At 49.0% G+C, this 17,552-nt stretch carries 14 protein-coding genes; 6 read left to right on the top strand and 8 right to left on the bottom strand.

All coding sequences use genetic code 11. The features are described from left to right. Positions 1-103: 103 nt before the first annotated feature. From B067_RS0115370 to pepN, 5 genes are all read left to right on the top strand, one after another. Positions 104-1,747 carry a peptide ABC transporter substrate-binding protein gene (locus B067_RS0115370; RefSeq protein WP_019530981.1) on the top strand — a complete coding sequence of 548 codons (1,644 nt, stop codon included), beginning with the start codon at positions 104-106 and terminating at the stop codon, positions 1,745-1,747. A 7-nt stretch (positions 1,748-1,754) separates the two neighbouring features. Beyond that, complete coding sequence (locus B067_RS0115365) at positions 1,755-2,693, top strand: ABC transporter permease (RefSeq protein WP_019530980.1); 939 nt, start codon at positions 1,755-1,757, stop codon at positions 2,691-2,693. Then, positions 2,690-3,574 (top strand): ABC transporter permease, encoded by an 885-nt coding sequence (locus B067_RS0115360; RefSeq protein ID WP_019530979.1) that lies wholly within the window; start codon positions 2,690-2,692, stop codon positions 3,572-3,574. Before B067_RS0115365 ends, B067_RS0115360 begins: the two co-directional genes overlap by 4 nt. A 102-nt stretch (positions 3,575-3,676) precedes the next feature. Further along, entirely contained in the window at positions 3,677-5,278 is a 1,602-nt protein-coding gene (locus B067_RS0115355; protein WP_019530978.1) for an ABC transporter ATP-binding protein, read from the top strand. 26 nt (positions 5,279-5,304) lie between these two features. Then, on the top strand, positions 5,305-8,007 hold the full coding sequence (pepN, locus tag B067_RS0115350; protein WP_019530977.1) for an aminopeptidase N: 2,703 nt from the start codon (positions 5,305-5,307) through the stop codon (positions 8,005-8,007). Here pepN and B067_RS20685 read toward each other — a convergent pair. After that, on the bottom strand, positions 8,004-9,974 hold the full coding sequence (locus tag B067_RS20685) for a DNA topoisomerase III (RefSeq protein ID WP_019530976.1): 1,971 nt from the start codon (positions 9,972-9,974) through the stop codon (positions 8,004-8,006). The genes pepN and B067_RS20685 overlap by 4 nt on opposite strands. 175 nt (positions 9,975-10,149) lie before the next feature. Here B067_RS20685 and B067_RS20680 point away from each other — a divergent pair, with 175 nt between their 5' ends. Further along, positions 10,150-10,815 (top strand): ParA family protein, encoded by a 666-nt coding sequence (locus B067_RS20680; RefSeq protein ID WP_019530975.1) that lies wholly within the window; start codon positions 10,150-10,152, stop codon positions 10,813-10,815. A 94-nt stretch (positions 10,816-10,909) separates the two neighbouring features. On the opposite strand, the gene B067_RS0115335 is transcribed toward B067_RS20680, so the two are convergent. From B067_RS0115335 to nuoI, 7 genes are read right to left on the bottom strand one after another with little or no spacing between them, the layout of a single operon-like run. Beyond that, positions 10,910-11,311 carry a CBS domain-containing protein gene (locus B067_RS0115335; protein ID WP_019530974.1) on the bottom strand — a complete coding sequence of 134 codons (402 nt, stop codon included), beginning with the start codon at positions 11,309-11,311 and terminating at the stop codon, positions 10,910-10,912. Positions 11,312-11,355: 44 nt separating this feature from the next. Beyond that, positions 11,356-12,801, bottom strand: coding sequence for an NADH-quinone oxidoreductase subunit N (locus B067_RS0115330; protein ID WP_019530973.1), 1,446 nt, complete (start codon positions 12,799-12,801; stop codon positions 11,356-11,358). Further along, entirely contained in the window at positions 12,798-14,333 is a 1,536-nt protein-coding gene (gene nuoM, locus B067_RS0115325; RefSeq protein ID WP_019530972.1) for an NADH-quinone oxidoreductase subunit M, read from the bottom strand. Before nuoM ends, B067_RS0115330 begins: the two co-directional genes overlap by 4 nt. Next, entirely contained in the window at positions 14,330-16,174 is a 1,845-nt protein-coding gene (nuoL, locus tag B067_RS0115320) for an NADH-quinone oxidoreductase subunit L (RefSeq protein WP_019530971.1), read from the bottom strand. The genes nuoM and nuoL overlap by 4 nt, the downstream gene beginning before the upstream one ends. 2 nt (positions 16,175-16,176) lie before the next feature. Continuing rightward, a complete protein-coding gene (gene nuoK, locus B067_RS0115315; RefSeq protein ID WP_019530970.1) occupies positions 16,177-16,491 on the bottom strand; it encodes an NADH-quinone oxidoreductase subunit NuoK in 315 nt (104 codons plus the stop codon). Then, the gene (gene nuoJ, locus B067_RS20675; protein ID WP_476695841.1) at positions 16,488-17,027 is read right to left on the bottom strand and encodes an NADH-quinone oxidoreductase subunit J; all 540 of its coding nucleotides are present in this window, start codon (positions 17,025-17,027) and stop codon (positions 16,488-16,490) included. Before nuoJ ends, nuoK begins: the two co-directional genes overlap by 4 nt. Beyond that, positions 17,024-17,551, bottom strand: coding sequence for an NADH-quinone oxidoreductase subunit NuoI (gene nuoI / locus B067_RS0115305; protein WP_019530968.1), 528 nt, complete (start codon positions 17,549-17,551; stop codon positions 17,024-17,026). The genes nuoJ and nuoI overlap by 4 nt, the downstream gene beginning before the upstream one ends. Between the last annotated feature and the right edge of the window lies 1 nt (position 17,552).

The following is a 17,552-nucleotide window of genomic DNA, read 5'->3' as shown; positions in this document are numbered from 1 at the left end:
CAGCAGTGCTGAGTTGCTTGAGGGTATAGCACCCTCATGCGTCTCTCTTAGGTATAAAAACAATAATGCACTTAGTGCATAGCAAAGGTTAAAGGCGTTAATCATGTTTAAAACTTGGCCTAGGTTACTGTGCATATGGGTAATGTTCTTGGGGTTGTCGGCCTGCGGTGGCGGTGAAAGCAATGTTAGTAAGGGTAATAGAGAGGGCATTTTACATTTTGGTAATGGCACCGAGCCGCAAGAGTTAGACCCCCACGTGGTAACCGGAGTACCGGAGCATCATATAATAACGGCCTTATTAGAGGGGCTGATTAGTAAAAACCCCGAAACCTTAGAGCCTGAGCCTGCGGTAGCCGAGAGCTGGACAGTTAGTGACGATGCGAAGGTCTATACCTTTCAGCTACGCGCTACGGCGCGCTGGTCTAATGGTGACACGATGACTGCCGAGGACTTCGTTTGGTCTTGGCAGCGGGCTTTGTTGCCCGAGCTGGGTAATCAATATGCTTATATGTATTTTCCTATAGTCAATGCCGAGGCCTTTGCCAATGGCGAGCTTAGTGACTTTTCGCAGGTAGGGGTTAAGGCTATAGCACCACTAACGTTGCAAGTGACCTTAAATAACCCCACCCCGTTCTTCCTGCAACTACTCGATCATTACGCCATGTATCCCGTGCATAGAGCCACCATAGAAAAGTTTGGCCAGCCAGGTGAGGCGGGCACGCTGTGGACCCGCGCCGGAAATTTTGTCGGTAATGGTCCCTTTGTGTTGCAGCAATGGGATTTAAACAAAGTGCTAAAGGTAACAAAGAATCCACTTTACTGGGACGCCAATACGGTTAAGTTAAACGGTATTTATTTTTATCCCACCGAAAATATCACCACCGAAGAACGTATGTTTAGAGTAAGCCAACTGCACTATACCAACGATGTGCCCACCGAAAAAATTGCTATTTACCAGCGAGATAAACCCCAGAAAATTAGAGTGTCGCCTTATTTAGGTACGTACTTTTATAGGCTGAATACAGGCTTGCCACATTTAAGTGATGTGCGGGTGCGCAAGGCTCTAGCTATGAGTATTGATAGGGATGCCATTGTTAACAGCATCTTAAAGGCTGGGCAATTACCTGCTTATAGTATCACCCCGCCTAATACCTTGGGTTATACCGCCGCCAGCGATTTACGTTACGATCCCGAGGCCGCCCGTGCCTTGCTAGCCGCGGCCGGTTACGGCAATGGTGTGGGCTTTCCGGTAACTGAAATTATTTACAATACCAGCGAACAGCACCGTCAGGTGGCAGTAGCGATACAGCAAATGTGGAAGCAAGTATTAAATATAGATATACGTCTACATAACCAAGATTGGAAAGTGTATTTAGATAGCGTTAGCAGTGGCAACTATCAAATAGCCAGAGCTTCATGGATAGGTGACTATGTAGACCCCAATAGTTTTTTGGATATGTGGCTAACTGATGGCGGTAATAACCGCACCCGTTGGTCTAGTAAAAGCTATGATGAGCTGGTGCAAACGATAGCGCCCAGTGCTGAAACGCGCCAGCAGCGTTATGCCGCCTTACAGCAAGCTGAAAGCTTATTATTGGATGCTATGCCTATAATTCCCATCTATACCTATGTGAGTAAGCATTTAATACATCCCAGTGTGAAAGGGATAAGCAGTAACTTATTAGACACTCCCTATTATAAATACATTTATTTACAGCCAGAAACGCAATTATCTGTGACGCCATAGGTTCATCATGCTGAAATTTATTAGTGGTCGATTATTACAAGCCATACCGGTTTTGTTTGTTGTGATTACCGCCACTTTTTTTCTAATACACTCCGCCCCCGGCGGCCCTTTTAGTAATGACAGGGCAGTGCCGCCGCAGGTGCTTAAAGCCTTAAACGCACGTTACAACTTAGACCAGCCAATATGGCAGCAGTACGTGGGTTACTTGGGTGATTTAGCGCAGGGGGATTTTGGCCCGTCTTACAAGTATCCCGGCCGCTCAGTTAATGAAATGATTTTTGGCAGCCTGTCGACTACCGCCGAGTTAGGGTTATACGCTTTATTAGTCGCGGTGCTTATAGGCGTGTTGGCGGGGGTGTTGGCCGCCTTAAAACCCAATAGCCCACAAGATTATGTACCTATGAGCATAGCCATGGCCGGTATTTGTATGCCCTCTTTTTTATTAGGCCCGCTATTAGTCTTAGTGTTTGGTATTTATTTGGAGTGGTTGCCTATTTCGGGTTGGGGTGATATGCCCGGCGATAAAATTTTACCCGCGATTACCTTAGGCTCTAGCTACGCCGCCTATATCGCCAGGCTTAGCCGTGCCGGTATGTTAGAGGTGATGACGCAGGATTATATACGTACCGCCCGCGCAAAAGGTTTGCCGGAACATATCGTGGTGCTTAAGCATGCCCTGCGCGGTGGCCTAATGCCAGTAGTGGCATTTTTAGGGCCGGCCTTTGCCGGCTTGTTAGGCGGTTCCTTTGTGGTGGAAACTATTTTTCAAATACCGGGCTTGGGCCGCTTCTATGTGCAAGCTGCTTTCAATCGTGACTACACCATGATTTTGGGAACAACTATTTTCTTTTCGGTGAGCATTGTGCTGTTTAATTTACTGTCGGATGTTTTAGCCACCTGGTTAAACCCCAAGCTGCGTCATCAGGGGCAGGGAGATAAACCATGAGCGAGGCTGTTGAGGTTTATAGTCGTGCCGAGCAAGGTACTTCTCTTTGGCAAGATGCATGGCATAGGTTGCGTCAAAATAAATTGGCGCTATCAGGATTAATTATTTTACTACTTGAAATTATTATCGCCTTGCTCACCCCTTGGCTGGCGCCTTATGGCTATGAGCAACAAAATTTGGCTTTGGGCGCGGTGCCGCCCTCTCTAGAGCACTGGCTGGGTACCGATACCTTGGGCCGTGATTTGCTGACCCGTATTATGTACGGCGGCCGAGTTTCTTTAACGGTAGGTTTTATCGCCACCGCTGTGGCTTTGCTGATAGGCGTGGTTTATGGCGCCGTGGCGGGTTATTTAGGTGGCCGAGTTGATGCGGTGATGATGCGCGTAGTCGACATTTTATATGCGCTGCCCTTTATGATTTTTATTATTTTGCTGATGGTGATTTTTGGCCAAAACATATTGCTGTTGTTTTTAGCTATAGGTGCGGTGGAGTGGCTTACCATGGCGCGGATAGTGCGCGGCCAGGTGCAGTCTTTGCGCCAGCAAGAATACATAGAGGCGGCCATCTCTATAGGGCTGGCCCCGTGGACCATCATACGTCGCCATATTATTCCCAATACCTTGGGGCCGGTAATTGTGTACACCACGCTAACCATTCCTAGTGTAATGCTGCTGGAAGCCTTTTTAAGCTTCTTGGGTTTGGGCATACAGCCGCCGCAAAGTTCCTGGGGTTTATTAATTTCTTACGGCGTAGAAACCATGGAGGAATTCCCCTGGTTATTAATTTACCCGGGGCTGACCCTATCCATTACTTTATTTGCGTTAAATTTCTTGGGTGATGGTTTGCGTGATGCTTTGGATCCTAGAGCCAGCAAAGATTGATAGGAACAGTCGCTAGGGGGCAGTCTCTGGTTTGTAGTCGCTAGTCTCTAGTAAAAGAAGTAAAAGAAGAAAAATGATGGTGGATAAATAATTGGAAGTGTTATGGCGTTGCTAGAGGTTGACAATTTAACGGTTAAGTTTCACACCCGCAATGGTGTGGTGAACGCGGTTAATAATATTAGCTTTACTATAGCTAAAGGCGAAACCTTGGCCATAGTGGGGGAGTCGGGTTCGGGTAAGTCGGTGTGTTGTTATAGTTTGTTAAATTTAATTCCTCAGCCGCCGGGGCGTATAGAAAGTGGCAGTGCGTTATTTGAGGGGATGGATTTATTAAGTATGAGCGAGGCGCAGTTGCGAAAAATTCGCGGCAGCGATATCGCCATGATTTTTCAAGACCCTATGACCAGCCTCAATCCGTTTTTAACCGTAGGCGAGCAATTAATAGAACCCTTGGTTTATCACCGTGCCTACAGCCGTAAAGAAGCTAGCCAGCGCGCCTTGGCGGTATTAGATGAGGTGGGTATTAACGACCCCGGTATGGCCTACCAGCAATATCCCCATCAGTTTTCCGGTGGCATGCGCCAGCGGGTGATGATAGCCATGGCGTTGATTACCGAACCGAAATTACTAATAGCCGATGAGCCTACTACCGCCTTGGATGTCACCATACAGGCGCAAATTTTAAAACTGATTGCGGAGTTACAGCAGCGCCACAATATTGCGCTGTTATTTATTAGCCATGATTTGGCGGTGGTGTCTGATATTGCCGATAAAGTGTTGGTGATGTACCAGGGTGATGAGGTAGAGCAGGGTAGCCGCGATGCCGTTTTTAAACACAGCCAACAGGCCTACACACGAAAACTATTGGCCGCCATACCATCCGGTGCAAAAACCGCTGTAGAGTCTAAAGGCGATAGTCCGTTGCTCAAGGTTAGCGGTTTGAAAACCTATTTTTTCAGCCAGTCTGGCTCGCTGTTTAAACGCAAGCAACATATTAACAAAGCGGTTGATGATGTTAGCTTCACGGTTAATCGTGGTGAAATTATCGGCTTGGTGGGGGAGTCGGGTTCAGGTAAATCTACCGTAGGTCGATCGCTGCTGCAATTATTGCCGGTCACCGCAGGGTCTATTAATTTTGATGGCACTGAATTAGTAGGCTTGCCGGCCAAAGCTTTAAAAAGTATGCGCCGGCGTATGCAAATGATTTTTCAAGACCCCTATGCCTCGCTCAACCCGCGCATGACGGTGTTTGATACCCTGGCCGAGCCCCTGCTGTTACATGGCTTGGCCCATAGCCGTAATGTGCACGAGCAGGTGTTGCAGTTATTAGATGATGTGGGCTTGGCTAGAAACAGCCTGCGTAAATATCCCCATGAATTTTCCGGCGGCCAGCGTCAGCGTATAGCCATAGGCCGTGCCATTGCCACCAAGCCTGAATTGATTGTCGCCGATGAGCCTGTGTCGGCTTTGGATGTAACCATACAGGCGCAAATACTAGAGCTGATATTAGAACTAGTCAAAAAACATAATTTAACTATGTTGTTTATTTCCCACGATTTATCAGTAGTGCGCAGCCTGTGTGACCGCGTGTTGGTGATGAATCGGGGGCTAGTCGTCGAGCAAGGTGATACTGAGAGCCTTTATGGGCAGCCACAGCATCCCTATACCCAGCGTTTGCTGTCAGCCATACCCTTACTTCAATAAACTTACACTGTAATAAGCGAATAATTATGAATAGCAATAAAGTCAGTCGTCATTTAACGGTGTTGTTGCTCGCTGTTGTCTTGGCAGCTTGTGGCGATAAAAAATCTGAACAGCCCGATCAAACTAAGTTACTGCGAAGTAATGAGGCTGCGTTAAGCGGCGACTATGCGGCATTGCGCAAGCAGCAAATACTAGCTGTGGATTATCAGCTGTCGGTGGTTTTAGGCAAACAAAGTCCAGATTTCTCTGGCGGTGTGTTGATAGATTTTGAGTTGGCCGAAAATAATAATGAGCCCATCACTGTGGACTTTAATCAGGGCCAAGTACTGGCTATAAGCGTTAATGGCCACGCCGCGCAGTGGCAATATAATAATTACTTTATTAGCCTGGCCCCCGAGTTATTTACCGCGGGTAAAAATACCTTGGCGATAGAGTATCAACACGCCTACGGCAGCGAAGGGCTGGGCCTGCATCGCTTTCAAGACCCAGAAAATAATGAGGTGTATTTATATACCGACTTTGAGCCCTATGAGGCCAATAAATTATTCCCCCATTTTGACCAGCCCAATCTTAAAGCCAGCTATGTGTTAGATGTGGTAGCGCCCAGCCACTGGCAGGTAGTGTCGGTAATGCGCGAGAACAGCATTACCGAAGATGCGACGGCTAACACCCGTCACTGGCACTTCCCTGCCAGCGCTAAAATATCCTCCTATGTATTTGCCTTGCATGCGGGGCCGTACTACGTTTGGGAAGCTAAGGCCGGTGATATACCCCTGCGCTTATTTGCCAGAAATTCGCTGGCTCCCTATGTTAAAACCGAAGATTGGTTTCACTTTAGCCAGCAAAGCTTTGCCTTTTTTAACGACTACTTTGAATTCCCCTATCCCTTTTATAAATACGATCAGATTATTGTGCCGGACTTTAATTCCGGCGCTATGGAAAACGTAGGCGCGGTAACCTTTAGCGAGGCCTATGTTAGCCGCGGTGAAAAATCCAGCGCCCAGCGCTTAAGCTTGGCTAATGTTATTGCCCATGAAATGGCCCATATGTGGTTTGGCAACTTAGTGACTATGGATTGGTGGAATGGGCTATGGCTAAACGAAAGCTTTGCCACCTATATGGCTAACCTGCAATTAGAGCAGGCCAGCGATTTTGAAAACACCTGGGATAGTTTTTATTTCACCACCAAGTTGTGGGCATACGATACCGACCAGCAGGTGACTACTCATGCTATAGAATTGCCTGTGGCCACCACTGACGATGCTTTTACTAACTTCGACGGCATTACCTACGGCAAAGGGGCCTCGGTATTAAAGCAGTTATCCCATTATTTGGGGGCAGAGCAATTTCGCGCAGGTGTGAGGCAGTATTTAAAAGCACATGCCTACCAAAACACCACGCTAGCGGATTTCATGAGCGCCTTAGCGCAGGCGGCCGATAAAAACTTGGATGATTGGCAGCAGCAATGGCTGTATCAAACCGGCTTAAATACCGTAGAGCTGGCCTTTAGTTGTGAGCAGGGCAAGGTCACTACTATGGCGCTATTACAAACCGCGCCCAGCGACTGGCCCACCCTGCGCCAGCAGCGCGTACAAGTAGGCCTGTATCAGTTACAGGGCGAGGCCATGCAGTTACAAGATCTTATGGCGGTGACCTATAGTGGTAGCAGAACTGAGCTACCACAGGCACTAGGGCAAGCCTGCCCCATGCTGGCCTATCCCAATGTGGGTGACTGGGGTTATGTGGCGGTGCGTTTGGATGCACGCTCTTTGCAAACCCTAAAGCAGCATATCAATGATTTTGAGTCTGCCGGTATGCGCATGATGTTGTGGCAGAATATGTGGCAGAGTGTGCGTGAGGCTGAGTTAGCGCTAACGGATTATATAGATTTTGCGCTGGCGAATATTGCTGGCGAGCGCGATCTTAATACCACTAGGTTGGTGGGTGACTCTTTATTGCAGGCCTACGATTATCTGCAGCGCCTGTCACATCAAGCCACTATCACTAAAGATTTACAGCTAGCGCTAAGCCATCGGGCAGCGGCAATAGAAAACATGGCTTGGCAGCAATTAAGCCATGTAGAACCGGGCAGCGACTTGCAAAAACAGTGGTTTACTATCGCCCTTAACACCAGCCACAGCCCTGCAGTTTTGAAAAAAGCGCGGGCTTTATTATTAGGCCATAGTGTTATTGAGGGCATATATATAGACCAAGATAGGCGTTGGCAGTTAGTGGGGCTGTTAAACCAATATCTGTATGCGGATTATCAACAGCTGCTTAATGCCGAGGTACATCGCGACAGCTCAGACTTAGGCGCAAAAATGGCTATCTATGCTGAGGCCGTGCGGCCCTTGCCAGAGGCTAAGGCAAAATGGTTTCAGCATATTACGGCCAGCTTGTTAGATGATAGCGCTAGTAAAAAATACAAGCTATCGGATTTACGTTATGCCATGCAGGGTTTATTCCCTGCCGAGCAAAATGCGTTTATGCAATCTTATAATGCCACTATTTTGTCTATGGTTAGCGACCTTAACGAGCGGGCCAGCCCGCAAGCGCTAAGCAGCTTTGTGGGTAACTTAATGCCCGCGGCCTGCAACCCGCAAAGTGTAAAGTTGTTACAACAAGCGGTGCAGGATTTTAAGGATTATCAACCGGTGGTGAGCAAGGCGTTTAAGATAGGCCTGCAAGAAGACCAGCGTTGTGTGGCTATTGCTACAACCCTAGATTAACTCGCGCGCCGTTTACTAGAGGCGCTGCGAGTTTTAGTACTACGAGCTTTAGTACTATGCTTAGTGGTTTTTTTGCTAAAAGGTTTGCGCTGGCTTTTAACCCCGCGCAAGGAACTGAGTGTGCAGCTTTGGCTGTGGGCTATCAGTTGCACTAAGGTTTGGCTGAGCGGCTCCATAAAACTTTGGTAGCTTTGCTCTTGTAAGCTGATCGCGTTGAGCTGCATTTCCCAGCGGGCAGTCATGTCGGCTAGCCTGGCGGTATCGGGCAGGCTGTTGATTAAGGCGGTGCCGGCATCGCTGGCGCGTATGGTTTTACCTTGGCGCAATAAAAATTCCCGTTTAAATAATAATTCGATTATGCCGGCGCGGGTGGCTTCGGTGCCTAGGCCGTCGGTTTCTTTTAATATTTTCTTTAACGCTGGGTCTTGCACATGGCGGGCTATGCCGGTCATGGCGGCTAACAGGCTGGCGTCGTCAAAGGGTTTGGGCGGCGTGGTTTGTTTTTCTACGCACAGGCCTTGTAGGCACAGCAGTTGTTCGCCCTTGCTAACCTTGGGTAGTGAGCGGTTAAGAGCAGTGCTTTTTTCTTTCTCCTTGCTTTGCTCTGTTGCAAATAAAGCCTTCCAACCTGCCACCAAGCTTTGCTTGGCTTTGGCAATAAAACTACCACCGGCGATTTGCAGCTGTATTTCGCTATCGCTGTATTCATGGGGCGGGTAAAACTGGGCGATGTATTGTGTGGCTACCAACTCATAAAGTTTGCGCTCTTGTGGGTTTAGCGAGCTAAGCTGGGCGCGCTTTTCGGTGGGGATAATGGCGTGGTGGGCTTGCACTTTGCTGTCGTTCCAAGCTTTGCTTTTGAGTTGTGGCTGGGCCTGATCAACCGCTGTTTTCAAGTTCTCGCTATTGCTGGCGATAGCGGCTAATACTGCCGGCCCTTGTTGAAAGTGCTGGGCGGGTAGGTAGCGATTGTCGGATCTAGGGTAGGTGAGTAATTTGTGGCGCTCATACAAGCTCTGGCAGCTATCCAACACCTGTTTCGCGCTTAAGCCATAGCGTTGGGCGGCATCAATTTGTAAGGCGGATAAATTATAGGGCAGCGGCGCGGACTGTTTTTTACGGCTGTTACGGCTGGCGGTGACCTCGGCGGGCTGGCCGCTAATACTATCCACCACATGCTCGGCTAATTTTTTTGACAGCACCCGGCCTTCTTCATCTTGATAGCTCTGGCAGGCCTCGCTGGGCTGCCATTTGGCGATAAAGGTTTCGCCCTTAGGTGTTTCTATAGTGGCCAGCACTTGGTAAAACGCCTTACTGGTGAAATGGGCAATGTCTTGATCGCGTTGTACCACTAAGCCTAATAGCGGGGTTTGCACGCGCCCCACCGAGAGCAGGCCGTCATAGCCCACTTTGCGCCCTTGCAGGGTGTAGGCGCGGGTCATATTAATGCCGTATAACCAATCGGCGCGGCTGCGGGCCAAGGCCGACGCCGATAGCGAGCGAAACTCAGTATTGGGGCGCAGTTGGCTTAGTGCTTGTTTTACTGCGGGGGTATTCAAATCGCTAATCAGGCAACGTTGTATGCTGTCGCGTTTGCTACCCGATACTTTAAAGTGATGGATGACTTGATCCACTAATAGCTGCCCTTCGCGGTCGGGGTCGCCGGCGTGGACTAACTGCTTGGCCTGTTTAATCAGTTTGCCTAGTACTGCCAGCTGCTTTTTGGTGCTGGCCTTGGCCTGTAACTGCCACTGGCTGGGGTTGATGGGTAGGTGCTCCACGCGCCATTGCTTGTAGGCGGGGTCATAGGCTTCGGGTGGGCTTTGCTCTAGTAAATGGCCTATGCACCAGCTTACGCAGTCACCGTTGCCCACATAGATACAGCCCTCGGCCTTTTTATGGGGCTTGGGCAGGGCGTCGGCTATGGCGCGGCCTAGGCTAGGCTTTTCGGCTATATACAGAATCATAAAAGGCAGATTACTGTATGTTTAACCAGTTGTCTATGTGCTGTGTTTGTTGCTTTATTCTTTGCAGTATCTCTTGTTCTATTACTTGCTGTATAAGATACGGCCTAGCAGCTATTCCACGCGGGGTTTATTGCGACTACACTAAGACGAAATTCTAATTAAAAAAGCAGGAAGCATGTTTCGAGTTGCGGTAGTCAATGCTAAAGGTGGTGCAGGTAAAACCACAGTAGCGACAAATTTGGCGAGTTATTATTGCTCGCAGCAGTTAAAAACGGCAATTGTGGACTACGATAGCCAAGGCTCTAGCACCTTTTGGGTTAGCCGCCGCCCGGAAAAATCCCATCCTATACAAATTATCCCCGCCTACAAGCAGCCCAAACATGTTACCGCTAATTGGTTTATACGCCCCGAGCGTGATACCCAGCGGGTGATTGTTGATACCCCTTCGGGCATGGATGTGATTCAGTTTAGAAATATTTTAATAGAGTGTGATGCGTTGTTAATTCCCGTATTGCCCTCTGCCATTGACATACATGCGGTGGCGCGCTTTATTGCCGAGTTGTTATTGCAGGGCAAGTTTAAGCGGGAAGATGGCCGTATAGCTGTAGTGGCTAACCGCGCCAGAAAAAACACCTTGGTGTATCAGCGCTTAGAGATTTTTTTAAATTCTTTGGGTATCCCTTTTATCGCCACGCTGCGTGATACCCAGCAGTATATTAAAGCCAATGAAGAGGGTAAGGGTATATTTGATATGCCGGCCTCGGCGGTGGCAAAAGATTTGGCCAGCTGGCAGCCCTTGCTAGCCTGGTTAGAGCAGCGCAGTGGTGAGGCCGATGACTAGCGGAAACTGTTATCAAAGTACTAGCTATTGAAGTAACAGCTTCTGCTTGCTAATGGGTGCGACATTATTTAGCTGGAAAAGTTAGCTGGCAACGTTAACGGGGGAAGGTTTTAACCGCAGCCAGTAAGCGTCGGCAAGTGACTTGGCCTACCAGTTTGCCGTTTTCGACGACGGGGCGACGACGGTGGCTTTTTAATAGCATGTCTTGGGCTACATCGACGATATCATCATGGGGGCTGGCGGTGATAATCTTGTCGCTATACATATAGTTGCTCACAGCACCTACGCCACTTTCATTATAGGTGGCGCTAAGTACACCTCTTAAACAATCCATTTCTGAGAGCACGCCGAGTAGGTGATTGTGCTCGTCTACTACACACAGGCCGGAGACTTTGTGCTCAATAATTAATTCCATCGCATCTAATAGATTAGCATCAGGTTTAACTGTCATGGGGTTAGGATTCATATAATCCCGTAAGTCTATCGATTTCAGCATAAGGGCTGCCTCTTGTTATTGGTCTAAGCCTGGTGGTTAGTTAGCTACAGTATAGACCTTAAATAAGCCATTAGGGGCTGTGGTACGGTGCCTAATAATAAAATAATGATTATTAGGCCTGTGCTTAAACTGTTTATATGCCAACCTTTAGCCGTTGCTGCCAGAGTGTAAGTTGGGCTGCTGCGTTTAGTCATATAAAAAATAACCCGCAAATAATAATAAATGCCTATGGCGCTGCCCAAGATTAACGCGGCGATTAAGACCCAGTGGTAGCCGCTAATCGCGGCGCTAAAAATATAAAACTTGGCGACAAAGCCCGCGGTTAAAGGTATACCGGCCAGTGACAATAAGGCCACTAACATCAGCCCCGCTAGCAGAGGCTGCTGCCAAAACAGGCCGCTAACATCATCCAATAACACGTTTTCGCGCTTATGTTGCTGTGCCGAGATTAGCGCCAGCAAGCCAAAGGCAGCCAAGGTGGTGGCGGTATAGGCGATCAAATAATAGCTGGCGGCCTCTATGGCCAGCGCACGATTAGCGCTGCTGCCACAAACCACCAGAATAATAAGCAGATAGCCCATATGGGCAATAGAGGAGTAAGCCAGCATGCGCTTGATATTGTCTTGTTGTAAGGCCAGCACATTGCCCACCAGCATGCTCAATACGGCCACTAAGGCTAGGCAGTTGAGCAGCATATTATAGCGATACAGTTTGGCCTCTATAAACAAACGCAGCAGTAGGATAAAGATAGCCGCCTTGGCCACCGAGGCTAAAAATCCAGTGATCGGTGAGGGTGCACCCTGATAAACATCGGGGGTCCACATATGAAAAGGCACCAGTGATAATTTAAAGCCCAGCCCCGCCAAAATTAATGCCATGGCGACTAAGAGCATAATATTGCCCGAGGGTTGGTAGGCTAGCTGTACGCCCAAGTCATTAAAGCCTAGGCTGCCGGTGATGGCATAGAGTAAGGCAAAGCCAAATAACAGGGTGGCTGAGGCGGCACCCGACAGCACTAAATATTTACTGGCGGCTTCCAGTGGCAATATGCTTTTATCGGGGTAGGCGATTAAGGCATACAACGCTACGGAAAGTAGCTCCATGCCTAATAATAAGGAGGCTAGATGTTCGGCATAGGCCAACACACAGGCACCTAGCGTGCTTAACATAAGCAGTAAATAATACTCCTCGGGTTGGTCGCCGCGCTGCTTCATATAATCTATGGATAATACGGTGGTGACCAAGCCCGCCAAGCAAAACACCGCGCTAAACAGCAACGATAGTTTATCAGCCACTAACAAAGGGGTAACTAACCTAGGGCTAAACTCGGCAGCGGATATACAGGATAGCGCGGCCAAGGCAAATACCAATAGGGTGAGGGTACTGCTCAATCGCACATTGCGGATAAAGGCAATTTGCAGCATCAATAGGATAGCGCCGCTGCTTAATACCAACAGTGGCAGTAGGGCTTGAAAATCGGCAGTGCTCATAGGCTAACCTCGGCGATGACAGGGCTGAGCGGAACCAGCTGTTGTAGGCTGTCGATAACCGGCTGGGCTAAATCCAATACCGGTTGTGGATATAGACCCAGCCATAATAGCGCTAGCATCATCGCTGCCATGGTAAACATTTCGCGGCCGCCAAAATCCTGTAAATCCTTGCTGACTTTTGTGGCGACTTGGGTTTTACCTTGAAAGGTTTGCTGCATCATCCACAGTGAATAAACCGCGGCGGTAATTAGGCCTAAGGTGGCGATGGCTGTCATCATTGGGCTGACGGCAAACAAGCCTACTAAAATTAAAAACTCGGCAACAAAGTTACCTAGCCCGGGCAAACCCAAAGACGCCACCGCAAAAAATAAGGCGCAGGCCCCCATGCGTGGCATGAAGTACCACAGGCCGCCCATCCTAAACATATCGCGGGTGTGCAAGCGTTGTTGCAAGGCTCCGGCCATCATAAACAAGGCGGCGGTGCTGACGCCGTGGGCCAGCATTTGCATAACCGCCCCTTGTATAGCCAAGCTATTCCAAGCGTATAAACCCAGCAATACAAAACCCATATGGCTGACGCTGCTATAGGCCACTAGACGCTTAAAGTCGCTTTGGGCAAAGGCTAGTATCGCCCCGTAGATCACGCCCGCCGCACCTAGGCTCATGGCGATGGGGGCAAATTGCATAGAGGCTTCAGGGAATAGCGGAATACAAAAACGCATCAAACCGTAGGCACCGGTTTTTAATAAAATACCCGCCAGTAATACGCTGCCGGCAGTGGGTGCTTGGGTGTGAGCATCGGGTAGCCAAGTGTGCACCGGAAAGGCGGGAAGCTTCACCACAAAGGCAATAAAAAACCCTAACATCAAACAGTAAGCCAGGGTGCTATCCAATGGCAGTGCCAGCAAATCAAAGTAACTGAAGCTATAGTGGCCGTTGTGTACATAGCCCTGCCACGCCAAGGTGATAATCGACAACAGCATGAGTAGGCCAGACACTTGAGTAAAGATAAAAAACTTCATTGCCGCATAGGCTTTGTTTTCATGGCCCCAAATGGCAATCAGTAAATACATGGGGATGAGCATCACCTCCCAAAACAAAAAGAACAGCAGCATATCCATAGCTAAAAACACGCCGCATACACCGGCTAGGGTCCACAGTATGTTGGCTTGAAATAGGCCGGGTTTAAAATCAATTTCTGTCCACGAGGCGGCCACCGCTACCAAGCCCAATAATAAGGTAAGCACCACTAGCAATAGGCTGAGGCCATCCATCGCTAGATCAAAGCTAATACCAAAGCGGGGTATCCAGCTCAGCTGAAAATGGATTAGCCAACTGCTGGCATCAGTCGCGTCAGGTACCACGCTAAAGCTATCGGCAGGTAGAGCATGTAAGCTGTTAATGAGTTGCAGTAATGCGAGGACAATGGTGATTAAAGAAATGCTGCGTGGCAGGTCGGCATGCCAGCGTTCGGACTGCCAGGCGACAACACCACCTGCGAGCAAAATCCCCAATAGCAGGGCTAAACTCATGACAAGCTCCTCAACATAATTAACACCAAAATAACCAAGCCAAACACCATGGAGGTGGCATACCAGCGCAGCTCACCACTTTGTGATTTACTGCATTGGGTATTACACCATTGCATGACGGTGACTATGGCGCGGTAGAAATAGTCTATGGGTTCATTGCGCCACAGTTTGCTTACCACTTGATAAGGGCATACCCATAACATCTGATAGAGGGAGTCAATGCGCCAGCCGCTAAAGAAAAAGTTTTGTAAGGCTTTGCCTAAGCTAGATTGCGTAAAGCCGGCGATAGAAACCTGTTTTCCTAAAAACAAAACATAGGCTATGAATAAGCCGACTAAGGGCGTGGCTATAGAAATAATTTCTACACTGTGATTAATCTCGCCGTGGCTGTGAGCCGGAAACACCTGACCCAAGGGCAGTACAAACCAGCCTCCGATTAATGACAGCAAGCACAACAGCCCCAAAGGCAAGGCCATTTTCCAACCCGGCTGTTTATTGGGTTTGCTGTGTGCCTCACCAAAAAACACCACAAACACTAAGCGAAAACTGTAGATAGCGGTGAGCAGTGCGCCCAGTACGCCGCCAGCCCATAACCAAGGGCCTATGCTAGGTACCGCCCAGGCTGATAGCAAAATAGCGTCTTTACTGTAAAAGCCGGAGGTGAAAGGCAATGCCGCCAATGCCGACGAGCCTATCAAGAAGCTCCAAAAAACAATCGGCAGGCGAGTACGCAGGCCACCCATTTTAAAAATATTATGCTCGTGATGCAGGCAATGTATTACCGCACCAGCGGCTAAAAATAATAAGGCTTTAAAAAAGGCGTGGGTCATTAAGTGAAAAATACCGGCGCTAAAGGCGCTGACACCTAAGGCTAAAAACATATAACCGATTTGGCTAATGGTGGAGTAGGCCAAGATACGTTTGATGTCGTTTTGCGCCAAAGCGGTAAAGGCGGCAATTAATAAGGTGGCCAAACCTATCCAAGCAACCACCTCTAATGTACCAGGGGCTAATAAAAATAAACTGTAGTGGCGGGCAATTAAGTACACCCCGGCGGTTACCATGGTGGCGGCGTGAATTAAGGCACTAACCGGTGTGGGGCCGGCCATGGCATCGGGCAGCCAGGTGTGCAGCGGCAGCTGTGCCGATTTACCCACCGCACCGCCCAGTAATAAGGCGGCGGCTATGGTGGGAATAAGGTCGCCGGCTTGCCATTTGATATCGGCGGCTAGCAACAGCGCCTGTATATCCAGTGTGCCCAGTTCGGTAAATAATAAAAATAAACCTAGCGCCATGGCGGCATCACCAACTCTAGTGACCACAAAGGCCTTACGAGCAGCTTTACCATTGTTGGGGTCGCGGTACCAAAAGCCCACTAATAAATAAGAGCATACCCCCACCCCTTCCCAGCCCAAGTACAACAATAATAAATTGTCGGCCATGACTAAGAGCAGCATGGCGGCGACAAATAAATTCATATAGGCGAAGTAGCGTGAGAAGGAGCTGTCATCGTCCATAAACTCCAGCGAGTATAAATGGATTAAAAACCCTACGCCGGTAATCACCGACATCATCACTATAGTTAATCCGTCTATATAAAAAGCGATGCCGGGTGCGAACGTGCCTACGCTCATCCATGTCCATAGGGTGGTTTGCATCACCTCGCCGCTAGCTAAAAACTGCTGCGCCACCATGGCCACAGTCACCGCCGATAGGGCGATGGAGCCTGCGCCTAATGTGCAGATTATTTTTTTAGGCAGCTGCCCTGCAGTCACCATTAAGAGTATGGCGCTTAATAAAGGCCAGAAGGGAATCAACCATAAGTAATGGGTGGTGACCATGGTTATCCTCGCATCCGGTTAGCGGCGTCCATATCCAGCGTTTTAAAACGACGCTGAATCTGTAACACCAAACCCAGCCCTACTGCCACTTCGGCAGCGGCGACACTGAGTATTAATAAGAAAATAATTTGGCCATCGGCCTGCGCCCACTTGGCGCCGGCGGCGACAAAGGCTAAGGCGGCAGCGTTAAGCATGACCTCTAAGGACATCAGCATAAATATAATATTGCGGCGCAGCATTAAACCCAGCAGGCCAAAGCTAAACATAAACGAGGCAACAATGAGCACATGCTCTAGGGGGATTTGTAAGCCGTTCATGGCTGCGCCTCTTTTTCATGTAACTCTTCTTCAATCTCGGTGCGCGCTAAAAAGCGGCGGCCCAAATGATAAGCGCCCACTAAACCGGCCAGTAGCAGCATCGACGCAAGTTCTACCGCCAACACATAGGGGCCAAACAGTTTTAGCGCTACCGCTTTTGGGCTCACCATAGTGCCACTGAGTGCGGCGCTGTGATGTTGTAGCGCGACTAGCATTTCACCAAATAATAAGGCGGCTAAGATACCGGGTACTATCCAGTAGCGGGGTTGTAACCATTGCCGTTCATTGGCGACACCACTGGCACCCAAGTTGAGCATCATGATGACAAAAATAAATAGCACCATAATGGCACCGGCATACACCAGCACTTCTAAGGCGGCGGCAAAGGGCGCGCCCAATAAAAAGAAAATCACCGCCACGGCCAACAGCGACACAATTAAATAAATTAAAGCGTGGGTGGCATTGGCGCGGCTTAGTGCCAGCACGGTGGCTATCAGTGCAATAAAAGAGGCGAGATAAAATAAGCTTTCCATCATGGCAGTAAACTCTTTACGTCTATGGGCTGGGCTTCGTTTTGCGCCTGGCCTTTGTCTTTACCGGTAATGGCTAGGCCGGATACCCGGTAAAAATTGTAATCGTGATATTTACCGGGGCCGTCTATTTGTAAATGCTCTTTTTCGTACACCATGTTTTGCCTGTCGTATTCACACATTTCAAAATCAGGGGTGAGTTGTATGGCATTAGTGGGGCAGGCCTCTTCACACATACCACACATAATGCAGCGCGAAAAATTGATGCGGAAAAACTCTGGATACCAGCGGCCATCTTCACGGGTGCCCTGTTGTAAGGCTATGCAGTCGACGGGGCAGGCTACCGCGCAGAGGTTGCAGGCTACGCAGCGCTCGTCGCCATCGGGGTCGTTGGTGAGTACTATGCGGCCGCGGTAGCGCGGCGCTAAATACGGTTTTTGTTCGGGGTATTGCACGGTTTCAGCCGGGGTAAAGCTGTGCTGCAAGATGGTCCAGATGGTGGTGAGTTGGCTGCGCAAAGATTTCAACATG

Origin of the sequence: Dasania marina DSM 21967, assembly GCF_000373485.1 — a bacterium.
Taxonomy (GTDB): Bacteria; Pseudomonadota; Gammaproteobacteria; order Pseudomonadales; family Dasaniaceae; genus Dasania; species Dasania marina.
The sequence above is the reverse complement of the archived record's forward strand: the minus strand, read 5'-3'. Positions and strand labels throughout refer to the sequence as shown.

What these genes read in the sequence shown, in the direction of transcription:
- nuoJ (WP_476695841.1), bottom strand. Translation starts at nt 17,027, where the DNA reads ATGATGGAAAGCTTATTTTATCTCGCCTCTTTTATTGCACTGATAGCC.
- B067_RS0115370 (WP_019530981.1), top strand. Translation starts at nt 104, where the DNA reads ATGTTTAAAACTTGGCCTAGGTTACTGTGCATATGGGTAATGTTCTTG.
- B067_RS0115360 (WP_019530979.1), top strand. Translation starts at nt 2,690, where the DNA reads ATGAGCGAGGCTGTTGAGGTTTATAGTCGTGCCGAGCAAGGTACTTCT.
- B067_RS0115365 (WP_019530980.1), top strand. Translation starts at nt 1,755, where the DNA reads ATGCTGAAATTTATTAGTGGTCGATTATTACAAGCCATACCGGTTTTG.
- B067_RS20680 (WP_019530975.1), top strand. Translation starts at nt 10,150, where the DNA reads ATGTTTCGAGTTGCGGTAGTCAATGCTAAAGGTGGTGCAGGTAAAACC.
- B067_RS0115355 (WP_019530978.1), top strand. Translation starts at nt 3,677, where the DNA reads ATGGCGTTGCTAGAGGTTGACAATTTAACGGTTAAGTTTCACACCCGC.
- nuoK (WP_019530970.1), bottom strand. Translation starts at nt 16,491, where the DNA reads ATGAACGGCTTACAAATCCCCCTAGAGCATGTGCTCATTGTTGCCTCG.
- nuoI (WP_019530968.1), bottom strand. Translation starts at nt 17,551, where the DNA reads ATGTTGAAATCTTTGCGCAGCCAACTCACCACCATCTGGACCATCTTG.
- B067_RS0115335 (WP_019530974.1), bottom strand. Translation starts at nt 11,311, where the DNA reads ATGCTGAAATCGATAGACTTACGGGATTATATGAATCCTAACCCCATG.
- pepN (WP_019530977.1), top strand. Translation starts at nt 5,305, where the DNA reads ATGAATAGCAATAAAGTCAGTCGTCATTTAACGGTGTTGTTGCTCGCT.
- B067_RS0115330 (WP_019530973.1), bottom strand. Translation starts at nt 12,801, where the DNA reads ATGAGCACTGCCGATTTTCAAGCCCTACTGCCACTGTTGGTATTAAGC.
- B067_RS20685 (WP_019530976.1), bottom strand. Translation starts at nt 9,974, where the DNA reads ATGATTCTGTATATAGCCGAAAAGCCTAGCCTAGGCCGCGCCATAGCC.
- nuoM (WP_019530972.1), bottom strand. Translation starts at nt 14,333, where the DNA reads ATGAGTTTAGCCCTGCTATTGGGGATTTTGCTCGCAGGTGGTGTTGTC.
- nuoL (WP_019530971.1), bottom strand. Translation starts at nt 16,174, where the DNA reads ATGGTCACCACCCATTACTTATGGTTGATTCCCTTCTGGCCTTTATTA.